Genomic DNA, 17,749 nt, shown 5'->3' with positions numbered 1-17,749 from the left:
GCCAGAACCAGGCATCTCATCAAGCGGCACATCCCGCCTACAATCGCCGCTGGTGGAGATTCACCGTTCCTGCGCCCTTGGACGGTTGTCTCGGGGTTGCCGATCCAGAGGAAGGGTGATCTGGATCTCAATCTCGTCCCAGGGGATATAGAGTTGCCCGTCGCTCGCTTGCGCGATCAGCTCCCAGGCCAAGAGCTGAACGATATCGGCGCGAATGGCGCCTTGATCGGCGTGCAGCTGCTCGGCCAGGGTTTGGATCGAGGCCGTACCCAGCGTCTTGAGCTGCTCGAGCAGTGCCAGGCGCGCCGGTGTGAGCTCAGCGAACAGCTGTGCCGAATCCGCGAAGCTCAGATGATAGTCGGCCTCGGGGGGCGTCTCGCCCTCGCCAGCATCGACCTGCTGAGCGATGGCTAAGGCCCGCGATTGCAGATCCTCCCAAGATTCAGTGCTCATGATCGCCTTCAGCGATGGTCTCCAGCGTTTGTGCGACTGCTTGTGATTGTGACGGAACGGACGCGCGTTCATCGAGCCGTCGATGGACGGATCAGGGCGTTGCCGCAAGTGCGGGGCAGTTTCACCTCCAGGTTGAAGAGCCGGCTAGACCTTGCGGCGAATCGGCTCCACAATCGCCGCATGATCCGCGGTGAAAAAACCTACATTTGGCAGCACGAGGACTGGCCGAGCTGGCGCTATGACCTCGCCGTGCTGGCCGAGCCTCTGGCGCAGGTCAGCCGCGCGCAGGGACTGTTGCTTGGGCGCCTGGCTGATGTCGGTCTGACCTTGCGCGATCAGGCGCAGTTGGAAGCCCTGACCAATGACATCGTCGAGACCAGTGCGATCGAGGGTGAGCTGCTCGATGTGGCTTCGGTGCGCTCATCTGTCGCGCGCCGCTTGGGCGTGGACATTGGCGCGCTGGCGCCCGTGGACCGTCATGTCGAAGGGCTCGTCGAGATGGTGCTCGACGCGACCGCGAATGCGCAAGCGCCGGTGACGCGAGAGCGGCTGCTTGGCTGGCATGCGGCGTTGTTTCCAACCGGTTATTCCGGGCTGAGCCGGATCAAGGTCGGCGGCTGGCGCGACGATGCGCTCGGGCCGATGCAGGTGGTTTCCGGCCCTATTGGACGCGAGCGGGTGCACTTCGAGGCGCCACCTGCCGAGCATTTGGATGCGGAGGTCGCGCGTTTTCTGGCCTGGCTCAATGGACCGCCCCAGGAGCCAGCACTGATTCGCGCTGGGCTCGGGCATCTGTGGCTCGTGACCTTGCATCCGTTCGATGATGGCAACGGACGCGTCGCGCGAGCGATTGGCGATCTGCTGCTGGTGCGGGCCGATGGGAGCGCGCAACGGTTCTACAGCCTCTCGGCGCAGATCCAGCGCGAGCGCAAGGATTATTACATCCTGCTTGAGCAGGCGCAGCGTGGCACCTTAGATGTCACCGAGTGGCTCCATTGGCTGCTCGGCGCCTTGGGCCGGGCATTGGACGAGGCGCAGTGCACACTGGATGCGGTGTTGGTCAAGACGCGATTCTGGCAGCGCTGGGCCGAGCAGCCGATGAACGCACGGCAGGTGAAGCTGCTCAATCGCCTGCTCGACGGCTTCGACGGCAAATTGACGACCCGCAAGTGGGCTAAGATCGCCAAATGCTCTTCGGATACTGCGCTGCGCGATATCAATGACCTACTCGCGCGCGGTGTCTTGCGCCGCTCGGGGGCTGGTGGACGCAGCACCAGTTATGAGGTGGTTGTAGAATGATTGTTGAACCTGGGGCGCGATCCTGCTGGAAAACGCGATTCTGATGGAAAACGCGATCTTGCTGGAAAAGAAGGAGCGACTCGTCGGTCCTTAAATCGCGCCTGCAATTAAGAATGAAAGAGGGCTTGATATGGCAGTAGACTATACGAACCGGGCTGGGCAGATTTATCATCTCTTTGAGGGTAAAACACCGACCGGCAAGCCTCGGTATTTTTTCTCATCGCGAGAGAACGGGAAAGGTGTCAGGGTCGAAAAGATGCCGGAAGGCTATGAGGTCTACGAGCATCCAGAAAACGCCCAAGTCTTTCTTAGAAAGAAGCGTCCTCGTCTGATCACGGATATCGAGGAGCAATTCGTCAAGAAACAGGTCGCATCTTTGCAGAGAAGCAGGCGCTATTTGATCGACTGTAAGGACGAAAAGATCACCATCTATGAGTCAACGATCGATCCTGGCTATTTCGAAAGCTCATTCGCTGGGCTGTTAAGCCAACTGCCTCATTTTTCCGGTCAAAAAACAGGTGACGCGATTGCTGCCGCTGGCCGTTTTGTCGACAAGAATTATTCCGCAGTCCTCAGGTTTTCCTTGCAGGATAAGGTAACAAGAACCTTTTATGCGGAGCGCTTCTGTTTCCGCGGCTCCATTGATGATTGGAGGTATTTGGCTGGCCCCGATCAGTTTGCAAGTATCGTCACCAAATACGTTCCGCTTCTTGGAACGGATGACTTTTATGAGGCGCCCTATTTTTAATCTGAATCTCACGCGATTCATGATTCGGGGTGGTGCCGTGCCATGAGCGTGAAGAATGAGGAGTGAAGAATGAGGAGTGAGGAGTGAGGAGTGAGGAGTGAGGCGTGCAGAATGAAGCTGGCCTCATCATTCTCTTTCGCTGAAGGCTATGGCATCCCTGCCACCATTCAGACCAGACTACAATCTTCAGCCTTCAGCCTTCAGCCTTCAGCCTTCAGCCTTCAGCCTTCAGCCTTCAGCCTTCAGCCTTCAGCCTTCAGCCTTCAGCCTTCAGCCTTCAGCCTTCAGCCTTCAGCCTTCAGCCTTCAGCCTTTCTTCTCCATGTGCTCAGCCAGATACAGCCATGTATCGATCACGGTATCCGGGTTCAGCGACACACTCTCAATCCCTTCCTTGACCAGCCAATCAGCAAAGTCGGCATGGTCCGAAGGCCCTTGACCGCAGATGCCGACGTACTTGCCCTGCTTGCGGCAGGCCTGGATGGCCATCGATAGCATGGCCTTGACCGCTGGGTCACGCTCGTCGAAGTCGGCAGCGACCAGGCTTGAGTCGCGGTCGATGCCAAGGGTGAGCTGGGTCATGTCGTTGGAGCCGATCGAGAAGCCGTCGAAGTACTCGAGGAACTGCTCGGCGAGCACGGCGTTGGAGGGGATCTCGCACATCATGATTAGCTTGAGGCCATTCTCGCCGCGCTTGAGACCCTGCTCGGCCAGCGCCTCGGTGACCGCCTTGGCCTGATTCAGGGTTCGCACGAAGGGGATCATGATCTGCAGATTGGTCAGGCCCATCTCATTACGGACGTATTTCAACGCCTCGCATTCCATCTCGAAGCAGGCCTTGAAGCTGTCGGAGACATAACGCCCGGCGCCGCGGAAGCCGATCATCGGGTTCTCTTCGTCGGGCTCGTAGCGCGGGCCGGCGACCAGGTTCGCGTATTCATTCGACTTGAAGTCGGACATGCGGATGATGACCGGATTCGGCGCAAAGGTCGCTGCCAGTGTGGCGATGCCTTCGGCCAGGCGCATGACGAAGAACTCACGCGGGCTCGGATAAGCGGCGATGCGCGGGCTGATCTCGGCCTTGAGGTCATCGGGCAGCTGGTCGAATTCCAGCAGCGCCTTCGGATGGATGCCGATGCTGTTGTTGATGATGAACTCGAGCCGAGCGAGACCAACGCCGGCATTCGGGATCGAGGCGAAACCGAAGGCGCGCTCCGGGTTGCCGACGTTCATCATCACCTTGACCGGCACCTCGGGCATCTTCTCGAGCTCGATCACCTTATGCTCGAATGCAAGCTCGCCGTCATAGATGTAACCGGTATCGCCCTCGGCGCAAGAGACCGTGACGGCTTGGCCATCGGCGATCTTATCGGTCGCATCGTTGCAGCCGACGACGGCTGGCACGCCCAATTCGCGGGCAATGATCGCGGCATGACATGTCCTACCACCGCGATTGGTGACAATGGCGGCGGCCCGCTTCATCACCGGCTCCCAGTCGGGGTCGGTCATATCGGTGATCAGCACATCGCCGGCCTGGACATGCTCCATATCGCGGATCGACTCGACCACCCGTGCCTTACCAGCGCCGATGCGCCCGCCGATGCTGCGCCCGGTGGCGATGACCTGGCCACCGCTCTCCTGCAGCCGATAGCGCTCGACCACCTGGCCGCTGCGGCTCTGTACCGTCTCTGGGCGCGCCTGGACGATGTAGAGCTTGCCGTCGAGGCCGTCTTTGGCCCATTCGATGTCCATCGGGCGCTGGTAGTGCTGTTCGATCAGCACCGCCTGCTTGGCTAGCGCCTCGATCTCGGCATCGCTGATCGAGAACTGTTGGCGATCGGCCATCGGCGTCTGTTCGGTGCGCACCGGCTCGCGGCTGCCGGGCTCGGCAAAGACCATGCGCATGGCCTTGTCGCCAACGGTGCGACGCAGGATGGCGGGGCGCCCGGCCGCGAGCGTGGGTTTGTGCACGTAGAATTCGTCGGGGTTGACCGCGCCTTGGACCACCATCTCGCCGAGGCCGACACTGGCGGTGATGAAGACGGCGTCGTTGAAGCCGGATTCGGTGTCGAGCGTGAACATCACACCGCTGGCGGCCAGGTCGCTGCGCACCATGCGCTGGATGCCGGCCGACAGCGCGACATCGGCGTGGGTGAAGCCCTTGTGCACGCGATAGGAGATGGCGCGATCGTTATAGAGCGAGGCGAAGACCTCCTTGATGGCCCGCTTGACATTGTCTAAGCCGTGGATATTCAGGAAGGTCTCTTGTTGACCGGCAAAGGAGGCGTCGGGCAGATCCTCGGCGGTGGCAGAGGAACGCACCGCCCAGGTCGCATCGGCGGCGTTCTCGATGTTCTCGGCGAGGGCGGCGTAGGCCTGTTCGATGGCTTGGTCGAGCTCGGACTGGAATGGCTGCTCGATGATCCAGCCGCGGATGCGCGGGCCGGCGGCGCTGAGCGCGGCGATGTCATCGACGTCAAGTGCGTCCAGCTCGGCAGCAATGCGCTCGGCCAGGTTATCAACCGCCAAGAAGTCGCGGTAGGCCTGCGCGGTGGTCGCGAAGCCACCAGGGACCAGCACCCCGAGCTGGGTGAGATGTTGGATCATCTCGCCAAGCGAGGCGTTCTTGCCGCCAACGACGCCCACGTCATCCATTCCTAAGTCGCTCAGCCAACGCACATAATCGGTCATTGCTCTCGGTGCCTCTGGATCGAAAAACAAAACACTATAAACGATAAGGTACGCGCTTTTTGTGCGGTGCATCAATTTGCCGACCTTGGCCCTGCGGCGGTTCCGCCTCGCGACGATCAGCCGCAGTCGGTGTTCATGCTGGCTTGAAGAACAGTGCTAGGGCTTGACGGCGGTCAGCCCAACGCTGAGCCAGTCCTGCATTCCGCCTCGGTACCATTTGAGTTTGTCGACCGGGTAGCCGAGTCCCGCCAAGGTCTTGAGGTTGGCGGTCGATTGTGCACACCAGATGCCGTTGCAGAAGAGGACCAGGGTCTTGGCATCATTGAACTGCCACTGGCTGTTGCTTGGGTCTTGGCTGGCGCCGAATTGCTCGGTCAGTATTTGCCCAAGGTCCTCGGCCTCGCCAGCCTGTTGCAGGCTTCCGCTAGGATCGGTGTTGAGTCTGTTCCAAGGGATGTTGACCGCGCCCGGAATGGTGCCGCGCATCACCCAGTCTGGCGTGCGCGAATCGACGACCAGGATCGAGGCGTCGCCCTGGTGTATCCGGCTCAGGTAGTCCAGGACCTCAAGCTCGCCGATGGTCTCGACGCCGGGAAGCGCTTGCATCGGCTGCACACAGAAGGGCGGACAGCCGCGCTCGGTCTTTTGGAACATCTCCGGGAGGGTGGCGTGGCGGTCCGCGCCGCGGGTGATCGTCTGGGTTGTGCCCTGGTGACTGACGTCGACGCTCTCGAGCGTTGGCGTGATCTTGTTGTCCTCAGCCTGAGCGAACGGGCCGATGAGCAGCAGCGAGGCGAGGGCGAAGGTGGGACGGATGATCAAGGCGCGTACTCCTTTAAGGTTAGTCAGATAAGGTTAGTCAGACGTACATGGCGCGTCGCCACCCCGGACGATGAAGCGCTTGTTACAGGGTATGACAGTTTAGACTGAGATCGCTTTAGTACCGTGGAAACTTGGGTAAGCCACCAGAGAACAAGCGATTATAGGTGATCGAAGCGGTGAAATCCGCAGCCGATCATTGATTTATAACATTCTAATGTTCTGTTATTTCTTGACATGCGCGCTTGGGTATTTGCAGGATAGCGCGGCGTTCAGGGTGCTCTACCCTAGCTGAGATCAAGAAAGACCATTAAGTGGATACGAGGTTTCAATGTTACGAAAGTTACTGCCAATGCCGCTCCGGTCGCGTCACGAAGTGTCCGGTCATGCTGCGAATCAACATCAACAGTTGCATCTGCCGAGCGGGCGTGCACGGCGTCTAGGGCGGGCCGCGTTGGTGCTACTGCTCGTGGCTTTGATCCCGCTGACGGTCTGGGCGACGACGCGTGAAGAGGCCGAGTCCGCGATCTCCGAGGCGAAGCAGATGCGCGAGGAGGCGATCGCCGCCGGCGTCACCGAAAGCCCCACCGACGAGATGATTGAGCAAGCCGAGTCGGTGTTGCCGTCGCGCCAATACACGCGGGCGCTGCAATACGCACAATGGGCATGGCGCCAGGATGCCATGGCGATGCGACTGCTCGCCAAAGAGGAGGCGCGCGCCGCCCAGGGTGTAGCCGCGAAGGCCGCGGTAGGCACCTATCAAGAGCCGATCGATGTGCTCGAGGGCCTGATCGCTCGGACCCAGTCCGAGTATCTGTCGCAGAGCGACCAGAACCTCATGATGATGCCCGACAGCCCGGCAATATGGACGGCGTCGGATGGCGAAGAGCTGTTCAAGGAGCCTCGTGGACCGAACAACGTGTCGCTTGAAGAGTGCGATTTTGGCAAGGGCCCGGGTGTGTTGGAGGGGGCGTATGTCGAGATGCCGCGTTACTTCGAAGACACCGGCAAGGTGATGGACCTCGAGACACGGCTGATCCACTGCATGGTCACGCTGCAAGGCTTCAGCCCGGATGATCCTGAGGTGAAGAAGCGTCACGGCAGTGGTTCGGATCACATGAAGCTGCAGACCTATATCGCCAGCCAATCCAGTGGCTTTGCCTGGAATCCGCCGATGGATCATCCGCTGGAGAAGGCCTTGCGGGATGCCGGACAGGTCATGTTCTACCGCCGCGCCGGCAAGGCTGACTTTGCCTGCAGTACCTGCCATGCCGCGTCCGGCAAGCGTATCCGTGCCTCGGTGTTGCCGAATAAAAATGTCCCGGAGGAGTGGACGAAGGCAATCTCCTGGCCAGCGTTTCGGGTCGGTCACGACCATGTTCGCAGCAGCCAACACCGCCTGCGTGGTTGCTACTGGCAGATGCGTCAACCCATGCCGATCGCTGGCTCTGACGCAAGCATCGCCATGCTGAGCTACTGGACCGATGCGGCCCGCGGCCAGCCTGCAATCCTGTCGGACATGAAGCGCTGATCACTGACGCCCAGAGGAGATTCCAAACAATGTCAAAGCAGTTCAATCTGGCGAGCAAGTTCGTCGCCCTTGCCGCCCTTTCGATCTCCAGTGCCGCCCTGTTTGCCGCAGAGGTCGACTACACCAAGATGACGCCCGAAGAGCTCGCCGAGTACCTGATTTTCGAGGCCGGCGGTTTCAAGCTCGATCAAGAGGTTCAGGAGGGGGGCACGACGCGCCAGCGTATGGAGCAGGATTGGTTGCAGAAGACCTGCTCAAGCATCGATGGCACCCGGCCGGACATGGACACCTTGCTTGAGGTCAGCCAGAAGGCGCGTGAGACCATCACCTACCCGGAAGACGGCATCAAGCTCGGCGATTGGAAGCGGGGTCGCGATCTGGCATGGTCTGGCTACGGCTTCCGCGTCGGTCATCGTGTCGACGATCACGAGAACAACGAGGTCGGCGGCAATTGCTACAACTGCCATCAGATCGGGACCGATCGCACCGGCGGTAGTATTGGCCCAAGTCTGGTGGGCTATGGAAGGATTCGGGGCGATAGCGATGCGATCAAGAAGTACACCTACGACGTGATCTATAACTCGCACTCCGCGTTCCCCTGCACCAATATGCCCAGGTTTGGCGTCAGTGGCTACCTGGACCAGCAGTCGATGGCCGACATCATGGCCTATCTGCTCGATCCGGAGTCTCCGGTCAATCAGTGATGTCACTCAGTGTGATCCTCCGCGATCGGGGGATCACAGCTGGCGTCTTGGGCATCGCGGTTTTCTCGGTGCCCCTTTTCAATCGCTCTCTCTTCGCCTGACTCTTCGCCCGACTCTTCGCCTGATTCCATCAAGGCCGGGCCTGCAACTGCCTGCGCGAGCCCTGATGCGACGATTCAGTCCTCTTCCTGATCGTTCTTCGCGTGCTTCAACATCAGCCGCATCAGCTCGGAGAGCGAGCCTGCGCCGAGCTTGTCCATGACCTTGGCCCGGTGCGCTTCGACCGTCGATTGACTAATGCCAAGATCGTAGGCGATGACCTTGTTGCGCTTACCGGCAATGATCTGATCGAGGATCTCGCGCTCGCGCGGGGTCAGGCGTTCCAGCCGTCGATTGATCTCGGCGCGTTGTAGCGCATGGCCACGGCGATGCTCATCAACGCTCAGGGCGTGATGCACGGCATCAAGCAGGGCCTGATCATTGAACGGCTTCTCGAGAAAATCGATGGCGCCAGCCTGCACCGCACGCACCGCCATCGGCACATCGCCATGGCCGGTGATGATGACGATGGGCGGGTAGAGCGGCTGCTGAGCGAGGTGACTCTGCAGTTCAAGCCCGCTCATGCCGCGCATGCGCACATCGAGCACTAGGCAGCCTGGGCGTTGTGGATCGAAGTCCTCGAGAAAGGCCTGTGCCGAGTCATAGCTGCGCACATCGAGGCCGACAGATTCCATCAGGAGTGCGATGGCGGCGCGCACTTCATCGTCATCGTCAACGATAAAGACCCTAGGATCAGTGGTCATGGCTGGACTCCAGGATGGGGCGGCTGCGGCACCTCAGGTGCGACCGGAAGATTGAATGCGAAGCAGGCCCCGCCGGACGGCTGCTGGCAGAGACTGAGTCGGCTGCCATGGCTCTCGACGATACCCGCACTGATCGACAGCCCAAGCCCTAAGCCTTTGCGCTTGGTCGTCACGAAGGGCTCGAACAGGCGCTCATGGATCTGCTCCGGGATGCCTGGACCGGTATCCTTGACGCGGATCTGGATGCTCGCTGGATTGTCGGCACGGCTGGCCTCGAGCCAGAGTCGATGGGGACCCTCGATCTCGGCCATGGCTTCGACCGCATTACGGGCTAAATTGAGGATCACCTGCTCGATCTCGATGCGCTGAACCCTGACCGCGCCGACGTTCGTATCGATGTTGGCGTGGATCTCGACCGCATGCTGACCGGCGTCCTGGTGCAGCAGTACGAGCACCGTCTCGAACAGATCGGCAACGGCGACCGAGGCTGTCTCGAGTGGCTCTTTGCGGACGAAACGTCGGATATGGCGGATGATCTCGCCCGCACGCTCGGCTTGGTCGGCAATCTTGGTCATGACCTCCGTGCAGCGCTCAAGGTTGCCGCGTCCGTTCTCGACCAGCCGCACGCAGGCGCGAGCGTTGGTGCTGATGGCGGTGAGCGGTTGATTGAGCTCATGGGCAATGCCCGATGCCATCTCGCCGAGCGTGCTGAGGCGCGCGGCTCGGGCCTGCTCGCGCTGCAGACCACGGATGCGCTCGGCGGCCTCGCGTCGTTCAGTGATGTCGCGAAAGACGACCACGCTGCCGACGGTGTTGCCGCGCTCATCGCGGATTGGGGTGGTGCTGAACTCGACCGGGAAGCAGGAGCCGTCTCGGCGCCAGAACAGATCGTCCTCAACGAAGCGTGGGCGCTGGTCGCGGAAGGTGGCGTAGACCGGGCAGTCTTCATCTGCAGTCGCGAGGGCGGTGCGGTGATGCGCATGCTGATGCGCTTGGCGGTGCTCATGGCGATGCGCTTGGCGATGCGCATGATGGAGCACCTGATGCTGATTGCAGCCGATGAGCTGATGCCCATCCCAACCCGTCAGGCGCTCAACGGCCTTGTTGACGAAGGTGGTTCTGCCGCAGAGATCGACGCCGTAGATGCCCTCGGCCACCGAGTTGAGGATCAGCTCCTGGCGCTGCTCGAGGCGCGACTTGGCGCGATTGAGGCGTGCATTGAGGGTCTTCAGTCGGCCGCTGAGGGCAGCCAAGAGCCCGAGTGCCAGGAGACCGAGCACCACAGCAGGCCAGTAGCGCCGCAAGGCATCGCTCAGGGTGAAGGCGGTCGGTTGATCGTAGGGTGGCCGCCCCAGTGCCTGCAGGAGTTGATGCACCGGCTGATAGTCGAGCGGCACGGTCCAGCCGGCGTAACCGCCGGCCAACGCAGCCGGATCATCCTGTGGCATCTGCATCAGCGCCACGGCAACCTGTTGGGCCAATGCGTTTGGCGTGTGTTGCAGGGTGCTGAAGGGCCATTCGGGGTAGAGCGGGGTGCTGAGCAGCAGTGCGAAGTCAGGGGCGGCGGGTGATGCGAGTACGCGAAAATCCGAGAGGTTGATGCTGCCCTGATTCGCCATGCGCTCGAGGATGTCGGTGCGGACCATGCCGGCGTCTGCGCGGCCATCGCGCACCCCAAGCACGACGGCATCGTGGATGCCCGCGAACTCGAGTGCAGCCAGCGCGCGGGGCGCGGCGATGCCCTGCTGACGCAAGACATCGAGCTGCATCAGGAAGCCACCGAATGAATTCGGGTCCACTGCGAGCAGGCGTTTGCCGCGCAGGTCGGATAATTGGGCAATATCATCGCGCTCGGTGCGGGTGAAGATCACGCCCCCAAAGCGGTTGCGTGCCTGATTGCCGGTGCCGTTGCGCAGGGTCGCAATGCGGGAGATGCGATAACGCACCTCCAGATCGACGTACATGCCCGGGTTGACTAGCAAGAATTGGATGCGGCCGCTGGCCAACGCCCCTTCGACCTCGCTGAACGCGAGCGGCAAGATCCGGAAACAGTGGCGCGGGAGCGCTAGGGTCAGATAGTCGGCGGTCGGACCCCATTGCTGCTGGGTGACGCGATCGCCGCGATGGCTGAGCACGCCAATCTCGATCTGCCGCGGCAGGTCGGAGTCATCGAGCCCGGTTGTGTCGGCGTGCGCGCGGTTGCCAGCTGCGACCGATAAGGCGATCAGCCCGACGACGAGCAGTGTTCTGCGCAGTTGGGCTCGGCGCTGCTGCGGTCGGCGCTGGCGCCGATACCCCAGTGCGATCGAACGGAGCTCCCTGGGCCCATCAAGGCAGAAAGTCCCTAGTCGAGGCAAGGCTTCGGTGAATGGTAATCCGAGGTGGCCCGCGTGCATACTATGGCCGCTTTTAGCCGCGCCGAGCAGGCAGTCAGCCTGAACGGATCGCGGCGAGTCGATAAGCAGAATGTTAGGAGGAGATGATACCCCAATGACTATTTCTCGCCGTGAATTCGTCCGTCTGTTGAGCCTGGCCGGTGCCGCTGGCATGTTACCGCGCTCGGTCTTCGCCGAGGCCAAGCAGCCGAGTGACCTCTATGAGGTGCCCAAGTTCGGCAATCTGACGCTGCTGCACATGACCGATTGCCATGCGCAGCTCAATCCAGTCTATTTCCGCGAACCCAACGTCAACCTCGGCATCGGGCCGGCGTTTGGCAAGGCGCCGCACATCGTCGGCGAGGCGCTGCTGAAGCACTTCGGTATCGCGCCAGGCACCATCGAGGCGCATGCCTTCAGCTATCTCGATTTCGCCGAGGCGGCCGAGAAATACGGCACCGTCGGCGGCTTTGCGCATCTGAAGACCCTGGTCGATCGCATCCGCGCCGAGCGTGGCGACGGCAACACCTTGCTGATGGACGGCGGCGACACCTGGCAGGGCTCGGGCACCGCCTACTGGACGCGCGGCATGGACATGGTCGGTGCGACTAACCGGCTCGGCGTCGACGTCATGACCGGCCACTGGGAGTTCACCTACCTGGACACCGAGGTCATCAAGAACATCGAGGCTTTCAATGGCGACTTCGTGGCGCAGAACGTCAAGGTGCGTGAAGAGGCCCTGTTCGACTACCAGTTCGAGGACTTTGGCGGCTTCCAGGAAGACGACGGCCTCGCCTTCAATCCCTACACCATCAAAGAGGTCGGCGGCTCACGGGTGGCGGTGATCGGTCAGGCCTTCCCCTACACGCCGATCGCCAACCCGCAGCGCTTCATCCCGGACTGGACCTTCGGTATCCAGGATCAGCGCATGCAGGAGTTCGTCGACAAGGTGCGCGACGAGGAATCGCCGGATCTGGTCGTGGTGCTCTCGCACAACGGGATGGACGTCGACCTGAAGATGGCCTCGCGGGTCACTGGCATCGATGCCATCTTCGGCGGCCATACCCACGACGGCATGCCAGCCCCGACCATCGTCGAGAATGCCAGCGGCAAGACCCTGGTCACCAATGCCGGCTCGAACGGCAAGTTCCTCGGCGTGATGGACCTCGACATCAAGGACGGCAAGCTGCGCGATTACCGTTATCGCTTGCTGCCGGTGTTCTCGAATCTGCTCAAGCCCAACGCGGAGATGGTCAAGTACATCGAGGAGCAGCGCGCGCCGTACCTGGACAAGCTGACCGAGGAGTTGGCGACGGCCGAGGAGGTGCTCTATCGCCGCGGTAACTTCAACGGCACCTTCGATCAGGTGATCTGTGATGCGCTGCGCAAGGTCAATGACGCCCAGGTCAGCCTCTCACCCGGCTTCCGCTGGGGGACGACGGTGCTGCCGGGGCAGAAGATCACCATGGACAACGTCATGGATCAGACCTGCATCACCTATCCGGAGACCTATCGGCGCGAGATGAGCGGGGCCGACATCAAGGCGATCTTGGAGGATGTCTGCGACAACCTGTTCAATGCCGATCCGTATGTGCAGCAGGGTGGCGATATGGTGCGCGTCGGCGGGCTGGATTACGTCTGCGATCCGGCGGCCGGGATGGGCAAGCGCGTCTCTGAAATGCAGCTCGATGACGGCACCAAGATCGAGGCCGACAAGACCTATGTCGTCTCCGGCTGGGCGACGGTTGGCAGTCAGTCGCCGGGCGAGCCGATCTGGGAGACAGTCGCGACCTATCTGCGCGATGCGAAGACGGTGAAGATCGACAAGCTCAACACGCCGAAGCTGAAGAACGTCAAGGGCAACCCGGGCATCGCTGACTACGATGGCCAGATCCTGAGCTAGAGGTTGGATCAAGCCTGGATTAGCCGAGCTGTATCAGCCTAGCTATGGTGCACGACGCTAGCGACCGCTAGCGTCGTCGCTTTGCCTTCTCCGGGTTGCGCAGCAACACATAGACCGCGCCGGTGCCGCCGTCAAAACGCGGTGCCGAGCAAAACGCGAGCACGTCTGGGCGCAACCGCAGCCAATAATTCACCTTGCACTTCAGTACCGGTTGGCGATTTTCCGAGCCGCGGCCTTTGCCGTGAATGATCTTCGCGCAGCGTACCCGCCGGGCGGCGCAATCGGCGAGGAATGTCTGCAGGAGTGAGCCGGAATGGTTCACCCTCAACCCATGCAGGTCGAGCTCGAGGCTCGGCTCTATCTGGCCGCGCTGAAGCGAGAGCAAGACCCGCTTCTGCAGACCAGGCCGCATAAAGACCAGGTAGTCGTGGGTCTCGACCTCAGACTCTGACAGGAGCTGTGGATCTTCGACCGGCGCCTCTTCAACGCGTGGACGTGGGATCGGCTTCGGTCGCTCGCGAAACGGCTCGGCGATCTCGTTATCGAGCGGAATGGCATCTTCGACTTCTGCGCGAAATAACGCATAATCAGCATCCTGAAGACGGTTGTTCACATTTCTTCTCGCGTTTTCGCGGCGTCGAGCCGAGAATGTAGCAAACTTGCCGGGCCTGTGTTTCGCTGCTACCGGTAAACTCGTGTACCCATGTCAGGACCAGAGCAGGCCGGTTGTTCGCCCCGATGCCCATGAAGATTCTTCTCAGTAACGATGATGGCTACCGCTCACCCGGCCTCCAAGCCCTCGCCGACGAGCTTGTACAGTTCGGCGAGCTGACGGTCGTGGCGCCGGACCGCGACCGCAGCGGCGCGAGCAACTCGCTGACACTCGATGTGCCGATTCGCGCCGAGCAGCTCGATAACGGTTTCATCCGCGTCAACGGAACGCCAACCGATTGCGTGCACCTGGCGATTACCGGGCTGCTCGATGAGGAGCCTGACCTGGTCGTCGCCGGCATCAATCACGGCCCCAATCTCGGTGACGACGTGATCTATTCGGGCACGGTTGCGGCCGCGACTGAAGGACGCTTTCTTGGGTTGCCGGCATTGGCCATCTCTATCGACGCGCATGAGCCGCAGCATCTTGGCACGGCTGCAGCGGTCGCTGCGCAGTTGATTGCCGGGCTGCGCGACAACGACATGGAGATGCCGCCCAGTACCATCCTCAATGTCAATGTTCCTGACCTGCCACTCTCTGAGCTGCGCGGCATTCGCGCGACGCGGCTTGGGCATCGCCACAAGGCCGAGCCGATCGAGCGTATTCTCGATCCTCGCGGGCGACCGATGTTCTGGGTCGGCCCGGCCGGTCCGGAGCAGGATGCAGGCGAGGGCACGGATTTCCACGCGCTTCGCCTCGGCTATGTTTCAATCACCCCGCTGAAGGTTGATCTGACCCGCCATGAGGCGGTTGCGCCGCTGGGGCGATGGTTGGAATCCCTATGAGCGGCCTTGCCCAGGTGTGCGACCCGGCTGTGGGCAGCGGCATGACCTCGCTGCGCACCCGCGAGCGCCTTGCGCAGCGGCTCTTGGCGGCGGGGCTTGAGGACGATGCGGTGATCGAGGCGCTGCGCCAGCTACCGCGTCATCTGTTTGTCGAGGAGGCCCTGGCGAGTCGAGCTTATGAGGATTCGTCGTTGCCGATCGGCTGGGGACAGACCATCTCGCAGCCCTACATGGTGGCGCGCATGACCCAAGCGCTGCTCGAGGCGGGCCCGGTTCAGACCGTGCTGGAGGTGGGCACCGGCTCTGGCTATCAGACCGCGGTGCTCGCGGCGCTGGTGCGGCGCGTCTATAGCGTCGAGCGGATCAGCTCGCTGCAGGCGCGTGCCGAGCAGCGCCTGCGAGCGCTAAAGCTGCGCAATGTGCGTCTACGCTATGGCGATGGCAGCACAGGTTGGACCGAGTATGCCCCGTTCGATGGGATTCTGGTGACTGCTGCAGCCAGCGGCATTCCGCGTCGGCTGGCGGAGCAGTTGGCGCCTGGCGGGCGCATGGTGCTGCCGATCGATTGCGGACGCGGGCAGGTGCTCGTGCGTTTGGTCAAGAAGCGTGGCGGTCAGCGTTCGGGGTATCAGCACGAGGTGCTAGAGCCTGTTACCTTTGTGCCTTTACTCGGTGGGGTTGCCTGATGAAGTTGTTCTCAGCGATGCACGGCCGCCTGCTGGTTTGGCCTCGGCATCCCCATGCTGCCGTTTACCAGTGGCATCTCTCGGGAGTCGAGACCGTCGGTTGGCTGCTGGTGGCGCTGATTGGTCTGGTTCTGTTGTTGCGCTGAGTGGCGTGTTTGCTGGTCTCTAGGATGTGCTTTCTGTTGCGAGACCCACCTCGGACGCGGGCGCTCTTAGCCGCCTTATTGGTTGCCCTGTTGGTCGCGTTGGTGCTGGGCGGTTGCGCTGGTGGCGGGCTGGCGCCGGTCGATGATCGTGGTTACGGACCGGCACCGGCCGGGTTCTATCGCATTCGTTCCGGCGATACCCTGAGTGAGATCGCGGAGCGACGCCGTATCAGCATGCGCAAGCTTGCGGCCTGGAACGACCTCGGTCCGCCGTATCCGCTTTATGCCGGGCAACTGCTCCGGATCGAGCCCCCACGGGGTGGCAGCAAAAGCGGGAGCACAGGTACGGTCGTCGCCCGCAGCAGTCCTAGGGCTAGCGCGAAGACCACCTCTAAGAGCAGCGCAAAGACCAGAGCGAAGCCCAGCGCTAAGACGAGCGCCCAGGTCAGCGCGTCGGCGAAGCCTGGAAGCTCGGCGCGTGCATCAGGGGTGGCCTGGGCCTGGCCAGTGGCGGGTCGGGTGGTCCAGGGATATCGATCGAGCGATCGCACCCGGCAGGGGATTCGTATCGCTGCGGCGGCCGGCACGCCGGTTGCGGCAGCGGCCGATGGTGAAGTGGTCTATAGCGGTAGCAGTGGACTCGCCGGTTACGGCAATCTTATTATCGTCAAGCACAGTCCAAGGTATCTGAGCGCTTACGGCTTCAACCGCCGTGTGCTTGCCAGTGAAGGGGCCTCGGTTAAGCGCGGGCAACAGCTCGCCGAGGTTGGTCAGGCGGCAGATGGCCAGCCGATGTTGCACTTCGAGATCCGTCGCGACGGCGCAACCGTTGATCCGCTGCTGTTCTTGCCAGCGTCACGATAAGCTTAGCGATCGCACCCAAGGGGGATTCATGCCAGCGGTTAAACCGGAAGAGGACCCGGATAGGGACGCCCTTCCCGATGAGGACGAGATCCTGATCGACGGCGATAACGCTGACGAGGAAGATCCGGATCTGCCGGAAACCGAGGCCGATAACCCTGATGACGACGAGGTGCCTGACGCTCGTGTGCAGGCGGCTTTGGTGCCGCAGTTGTCCGATGACTCCGGCAGACGCTATGCGGCCAGCGATACCGAACTCGATGCAACGCGCCTGTATCTGAACGAGATCGGCGAGTCCAAGCTGCTCTCGGCTGACGAGGAGGTGCACTTTGCGCGCCTCGCCCAGCAAGGCGACGAGGCGGCGCGTCAGCGGATGATCGTCAGTAACCTGCGCTTGGTGGTCAAGATCGCGCGGCGCTATCTCAATCGCGGCTTGCCACTTCTCGACCTGATCGAAGAGGGCAACCTCGGCCTGATCCGCGCCGTTGAGAAATTCGATCCGGAACGTGGTTTCCGCTTCTCGACCTACGCGACATGGTGGATTCGCCAGACCATCGAGCGTGCCATCATGAATCAGACGCGAACGGTGCGTCTGCCGATCCATGTCGTCAAGGAGATCAACGTCTACCTGAAGGCGACTCGGTTGCTCTCGCAGCAGCTCGACCATGAGCCCACCACCGAAGAGGTGGCAGAGCTGCTTGACAAGCCGATCGCTGAGGTCAAGCGCATGCTCGGCTTGAACGAGCGCACTGCCTCCGTGGATACGCCCTATGGCAAGGACGCCGACAAGCCCTTGGTGGACATGCTTCAGGATGAGGCCGCCCATGATCCGAGCGATGATATCCAGGACGTTGATATCCATACCAATCTCGATCATTGGCTGGAGAAGCTCAACGACAAGCAGCGCGAGGTGGTCGAGCGTCGTTTTGGTCTGCACGGCTACGAGCATTCGACACTCGAGCGAGTGGCCCAGGAGTTAGGGGTGACGCGTGAACGGGTGCGTCAGATCCAGATGGATGCGCTGCGCCGGCTGCGCGACATCCTCGAGAAAGAGGGCTTTTCGCTCGAGTCGTTCTTCAAGTGAGGACCACCCTGGGCGAACAGTAATGGAATGGTCCGCCCCGCTCCTCCAACACACCCCGAGCGGGCACAATAAGCGATGATGAGAACCCATCGTCAACCAAGGTAGCGGAGCAGACCAATGACAGAGACTCACAAAGACCGGGCCATCACG

Annotated in this window: 16 protein-coding genes; 10 read left to right on the top strand and 6 right to left on the bottom strand. The window is 61.6% G+C overall.

The window, feature by feature from the left end:
- Window positions 1-60: 60 nt before the first annotated feature.
- Window positions 61-453 carry an HVO_A0114 family putative DNA-binding protein gene (locus tag CKO42_RS21215; RefSeq protein WP_200248522.1) on the bottom strand — a complete coding sequence of 131 codons (393 nt, stop codon included), beginning with the start codon at window positions 451-453 and terminating at the stop codon, window positions 61-63.
- A gap of 180 nt (window positions 454-633) precedes the next feature.
- Between CKO42_RS21215 and CKO42_RS21210 the strand changes: the two genes are divergently transcribed.
- Together CKO42_RS21210 and CKO42_RS21205 are read left to right on the top strand one after the other, a co-directional pair.
- On the top strand, window positions 634-1,752 hold the full coding sequence (locus CKO42_RS21210) for a Fic family protein (RefSeq protein ID WP_200248515.1): 1,119 nt from the start codon (window positions 634-636) through the stop codon (window positions 1,750-1,752).
- A 130-nt stretch (window positions 1,753-1,882) separates the two neighbouring features.
- The gene (locus CKO42_RS21205) at window positions 1,883-2,500 is read left to right on the top strand and encodes a hypothetical protein (protein WP_200248510.1); all 618 of its coding nucleotides are present in this window, start codon (window positions 1,883-1,885) and stop codon (window positions 2,498-2,500) included.
- A gap of 305 nt (window positions 2,501-2,805) precedes the next feature.
- Here the strand turns inward: CKO42_RS21205 and ppsA are convergent, their stop codons facing one another.
- Together ppsA and CKO42_RS21195 are read right to left on the bottom strand one after the other, a co-directional pair.
- Window positions 2,806-5,190 (bottom strand): phosphoenolpyruvate synthase, encoded by a 2,385-nt coding sequence (gene ppsA, locus CKO42_RS21200; RefSeq protein ID WP_200248503.1) that lies wholly within the window; start codon window positions 5,188-5,190, stop codon window positions 2,806-2,808.
- 156 nt (window positions 5,191-5,346) lie between these two features.
- A complete protein-coding gene (locus CKO42_RS21195) occupies window positions 5,347-6,012 on the bottom strand; it encodes a rhodanese-like domain-containing protein (RefSeq protein WP_200248499.1) in 666 nt (221 codons plus the stop codon).
- 685 nt (window positions 6,013-6,697) lie between these two features.
- Between CKO42_RS21195 and soxA the strand changes: the two genes are divergently transcribed.
- Window positions 6,698-7,540, top strand: a complete 843-nt coding sequence (soxA, locus tag CKO42_RS21190) for a sulfur oxidation c-type cytochrome SoxA (RefSeq protein WP_200248582.1) — start codon at window positions 6,698-6,700, stop codon at window positions 7,538-7,540.
- 29 nt (window positions 7,541-7,569) lie between these two features.
- A complete protein-coding gene (gene soxX / locus CKO42_RS21185; protein WP_200248492.1) occupies window positions 7,570-8,244 on the top strand; it encodes a sulfur oxidation c-type cytochrome SoxX in 675 nt (224 codons plus the stop codon).
- A 176-nt stretch (window positions 8,245-8,420) separates the two neighbouring features.
- Here the strand turns inward: soxX and CKO42_RS21180 are convergent, their stop codons facing one another.
- Together CKO42_RS21180 and CKO42_RS21175 are read right to left on the bottom strand one after the other, a co-directional pair.
- Complete coding sequence (locus tag CKO42_RS21180; RefSeq protein WP_200248487.1) at window positions 8,421-9,047, bottom strand: response regulator transcription factor; 627 nt, start codon at window positions 9,045-9,047, stop codon at window positions 8,421-8,423.
- The gene (locus CKO42_RS21175) at window positions 9,044-11,443 is read right to left on the bottom strand and encodes a PhnD/SsuA/transferrin family substrate-binding protein (protein WP_200248484.1); all 2,400 of its coding nucleotides are present in this window, start codon (window positions 11,441-11,443) and stop codon (window positions 9,044-9,046) included. Before CKO42_RS21175 ends, CKO42_RS21180 begins: the two co-directional genes overlap by 4 nt.
- A 94-nt stretch (window positions 11,444-11,537) precedes the next feature.
- On the opposite strand from CKO42_RS21175, the gene soxB reads away from it, so the two are divergent.
- The gene (gene soxB / locus CKO42_RS21170) at window positions 11,538-13,325 is read left to right on the top strand and encodes a thiosulfohydrolase SoxB (protein WP_200248481.1); all 1,788 of its coding nucleotides are present in this window, start codon (window positions 11,538-11,540) and stop codon (window positions 13,323-13,325) included.
- Between the two features lie 67 nt (window positions 13,326-13,392).
- On the opposite strand, the gene CKO42_RS21165 is transcribed toward soxB, so the two are convergent.
- Complete coding sequence (locus CKO42_RS21165) at window positions 13,393-13,938, bottom strand: Smr/MutS family protein (RefSeq protein WP_200248478.1); 546 nt, start codon at window positions 13,936-13,938, stop codon at window positions 13,393-13,395.
- 131 nt (window positions 13,939-14,069) lie between these two features.
- Between CKO42_RS21165 and surE the strand changes: the two genes are divergently transcribed.
- From surE to rpoS, 5 genes are read left to right on the top strand one after another with little or no spacing between them, the layout of a single operon-like run.
- Window positions 14,070-14,822 carry a 5'/3'-nucleotidase SurE gene (gene surE / locus CKO42_RS21160; RefSeq protein WP_200248475.1) on the top strand — a complete coding sequence of 251 codons (753 nt, stop codon included), beginning with the start codon at window positions 14,070-14,072 and terminating at the stop codon, window positions 14,820-14,822.
- A 14-nt stretch (window positions 14,823-14,836) separates the two neighbouring features.
- Window positions 14,837-15,508, top strand: coding sequence for a protein-L-isoaspartate(D-aspartate) O-methyltransferase (locus CKO42_RS21155; protein ID WP_476737482.1), 672 nt, complete (start codon window positions 14,837-14,839; stop codon window positions 15,506-15,508).
- A complete protein-coding gene (locus tag CKO42_RS21150) occupies window positions 15,508-15,654 on the top strand; it encodes a hypothetical protein (RefSeq protein ID WP_200248472.1) in 147 nt (48 codons plus the stop codon). Before CKO42_RS21155 ends, CKO42_RS21150 begins: the two co-directional genes overlap by 1 nt.
- Before the next feature lie 36 nt (window positions 15,655-15,690).
- Window positions 15,691-16,518 (top strand): peptidoglycan DD-metalloendopeptidase family protein, encoded by an 828-nt coding sequence (locus tag CKO42_RS21145; protein ID WP_242479586.1) that lies wholly within the window; start codon window positions 15,691-15,693, stop codon window positions 16,516-16,518.
- A gap of 28 nt (window positions 16,519-16,546) precedes the next feature.
- Window positions 16,547-17,599, top strand: a complete 1,053-nt coding sequence (rpoS, locus tag CKO42_RS21140) for an RNA polymerase sigma factor RpoS (RefSeq protein ID WP_200248466.1) — start codon at window positions 16,547-16,549, stop codon at window positions 17,597-17,599.
- Window positions 17,600-17,749: the final 150 nt, after the last annotated feature.

The sequence above is a fragment of the Lamprobacter modestohalophilus genome (genome assembly GCF_016583905.1).
Taxonomy (GTDB): Bacteria; Pseudomonadota; Gammaproteobacteria; order Chromatiales; family Chromatiaceae; genus Lamprobacter; species Lamprobacter modestohalophilus.
This window is presented reverse-complemented; position numbering and strand designations above follow the sequence as displayed.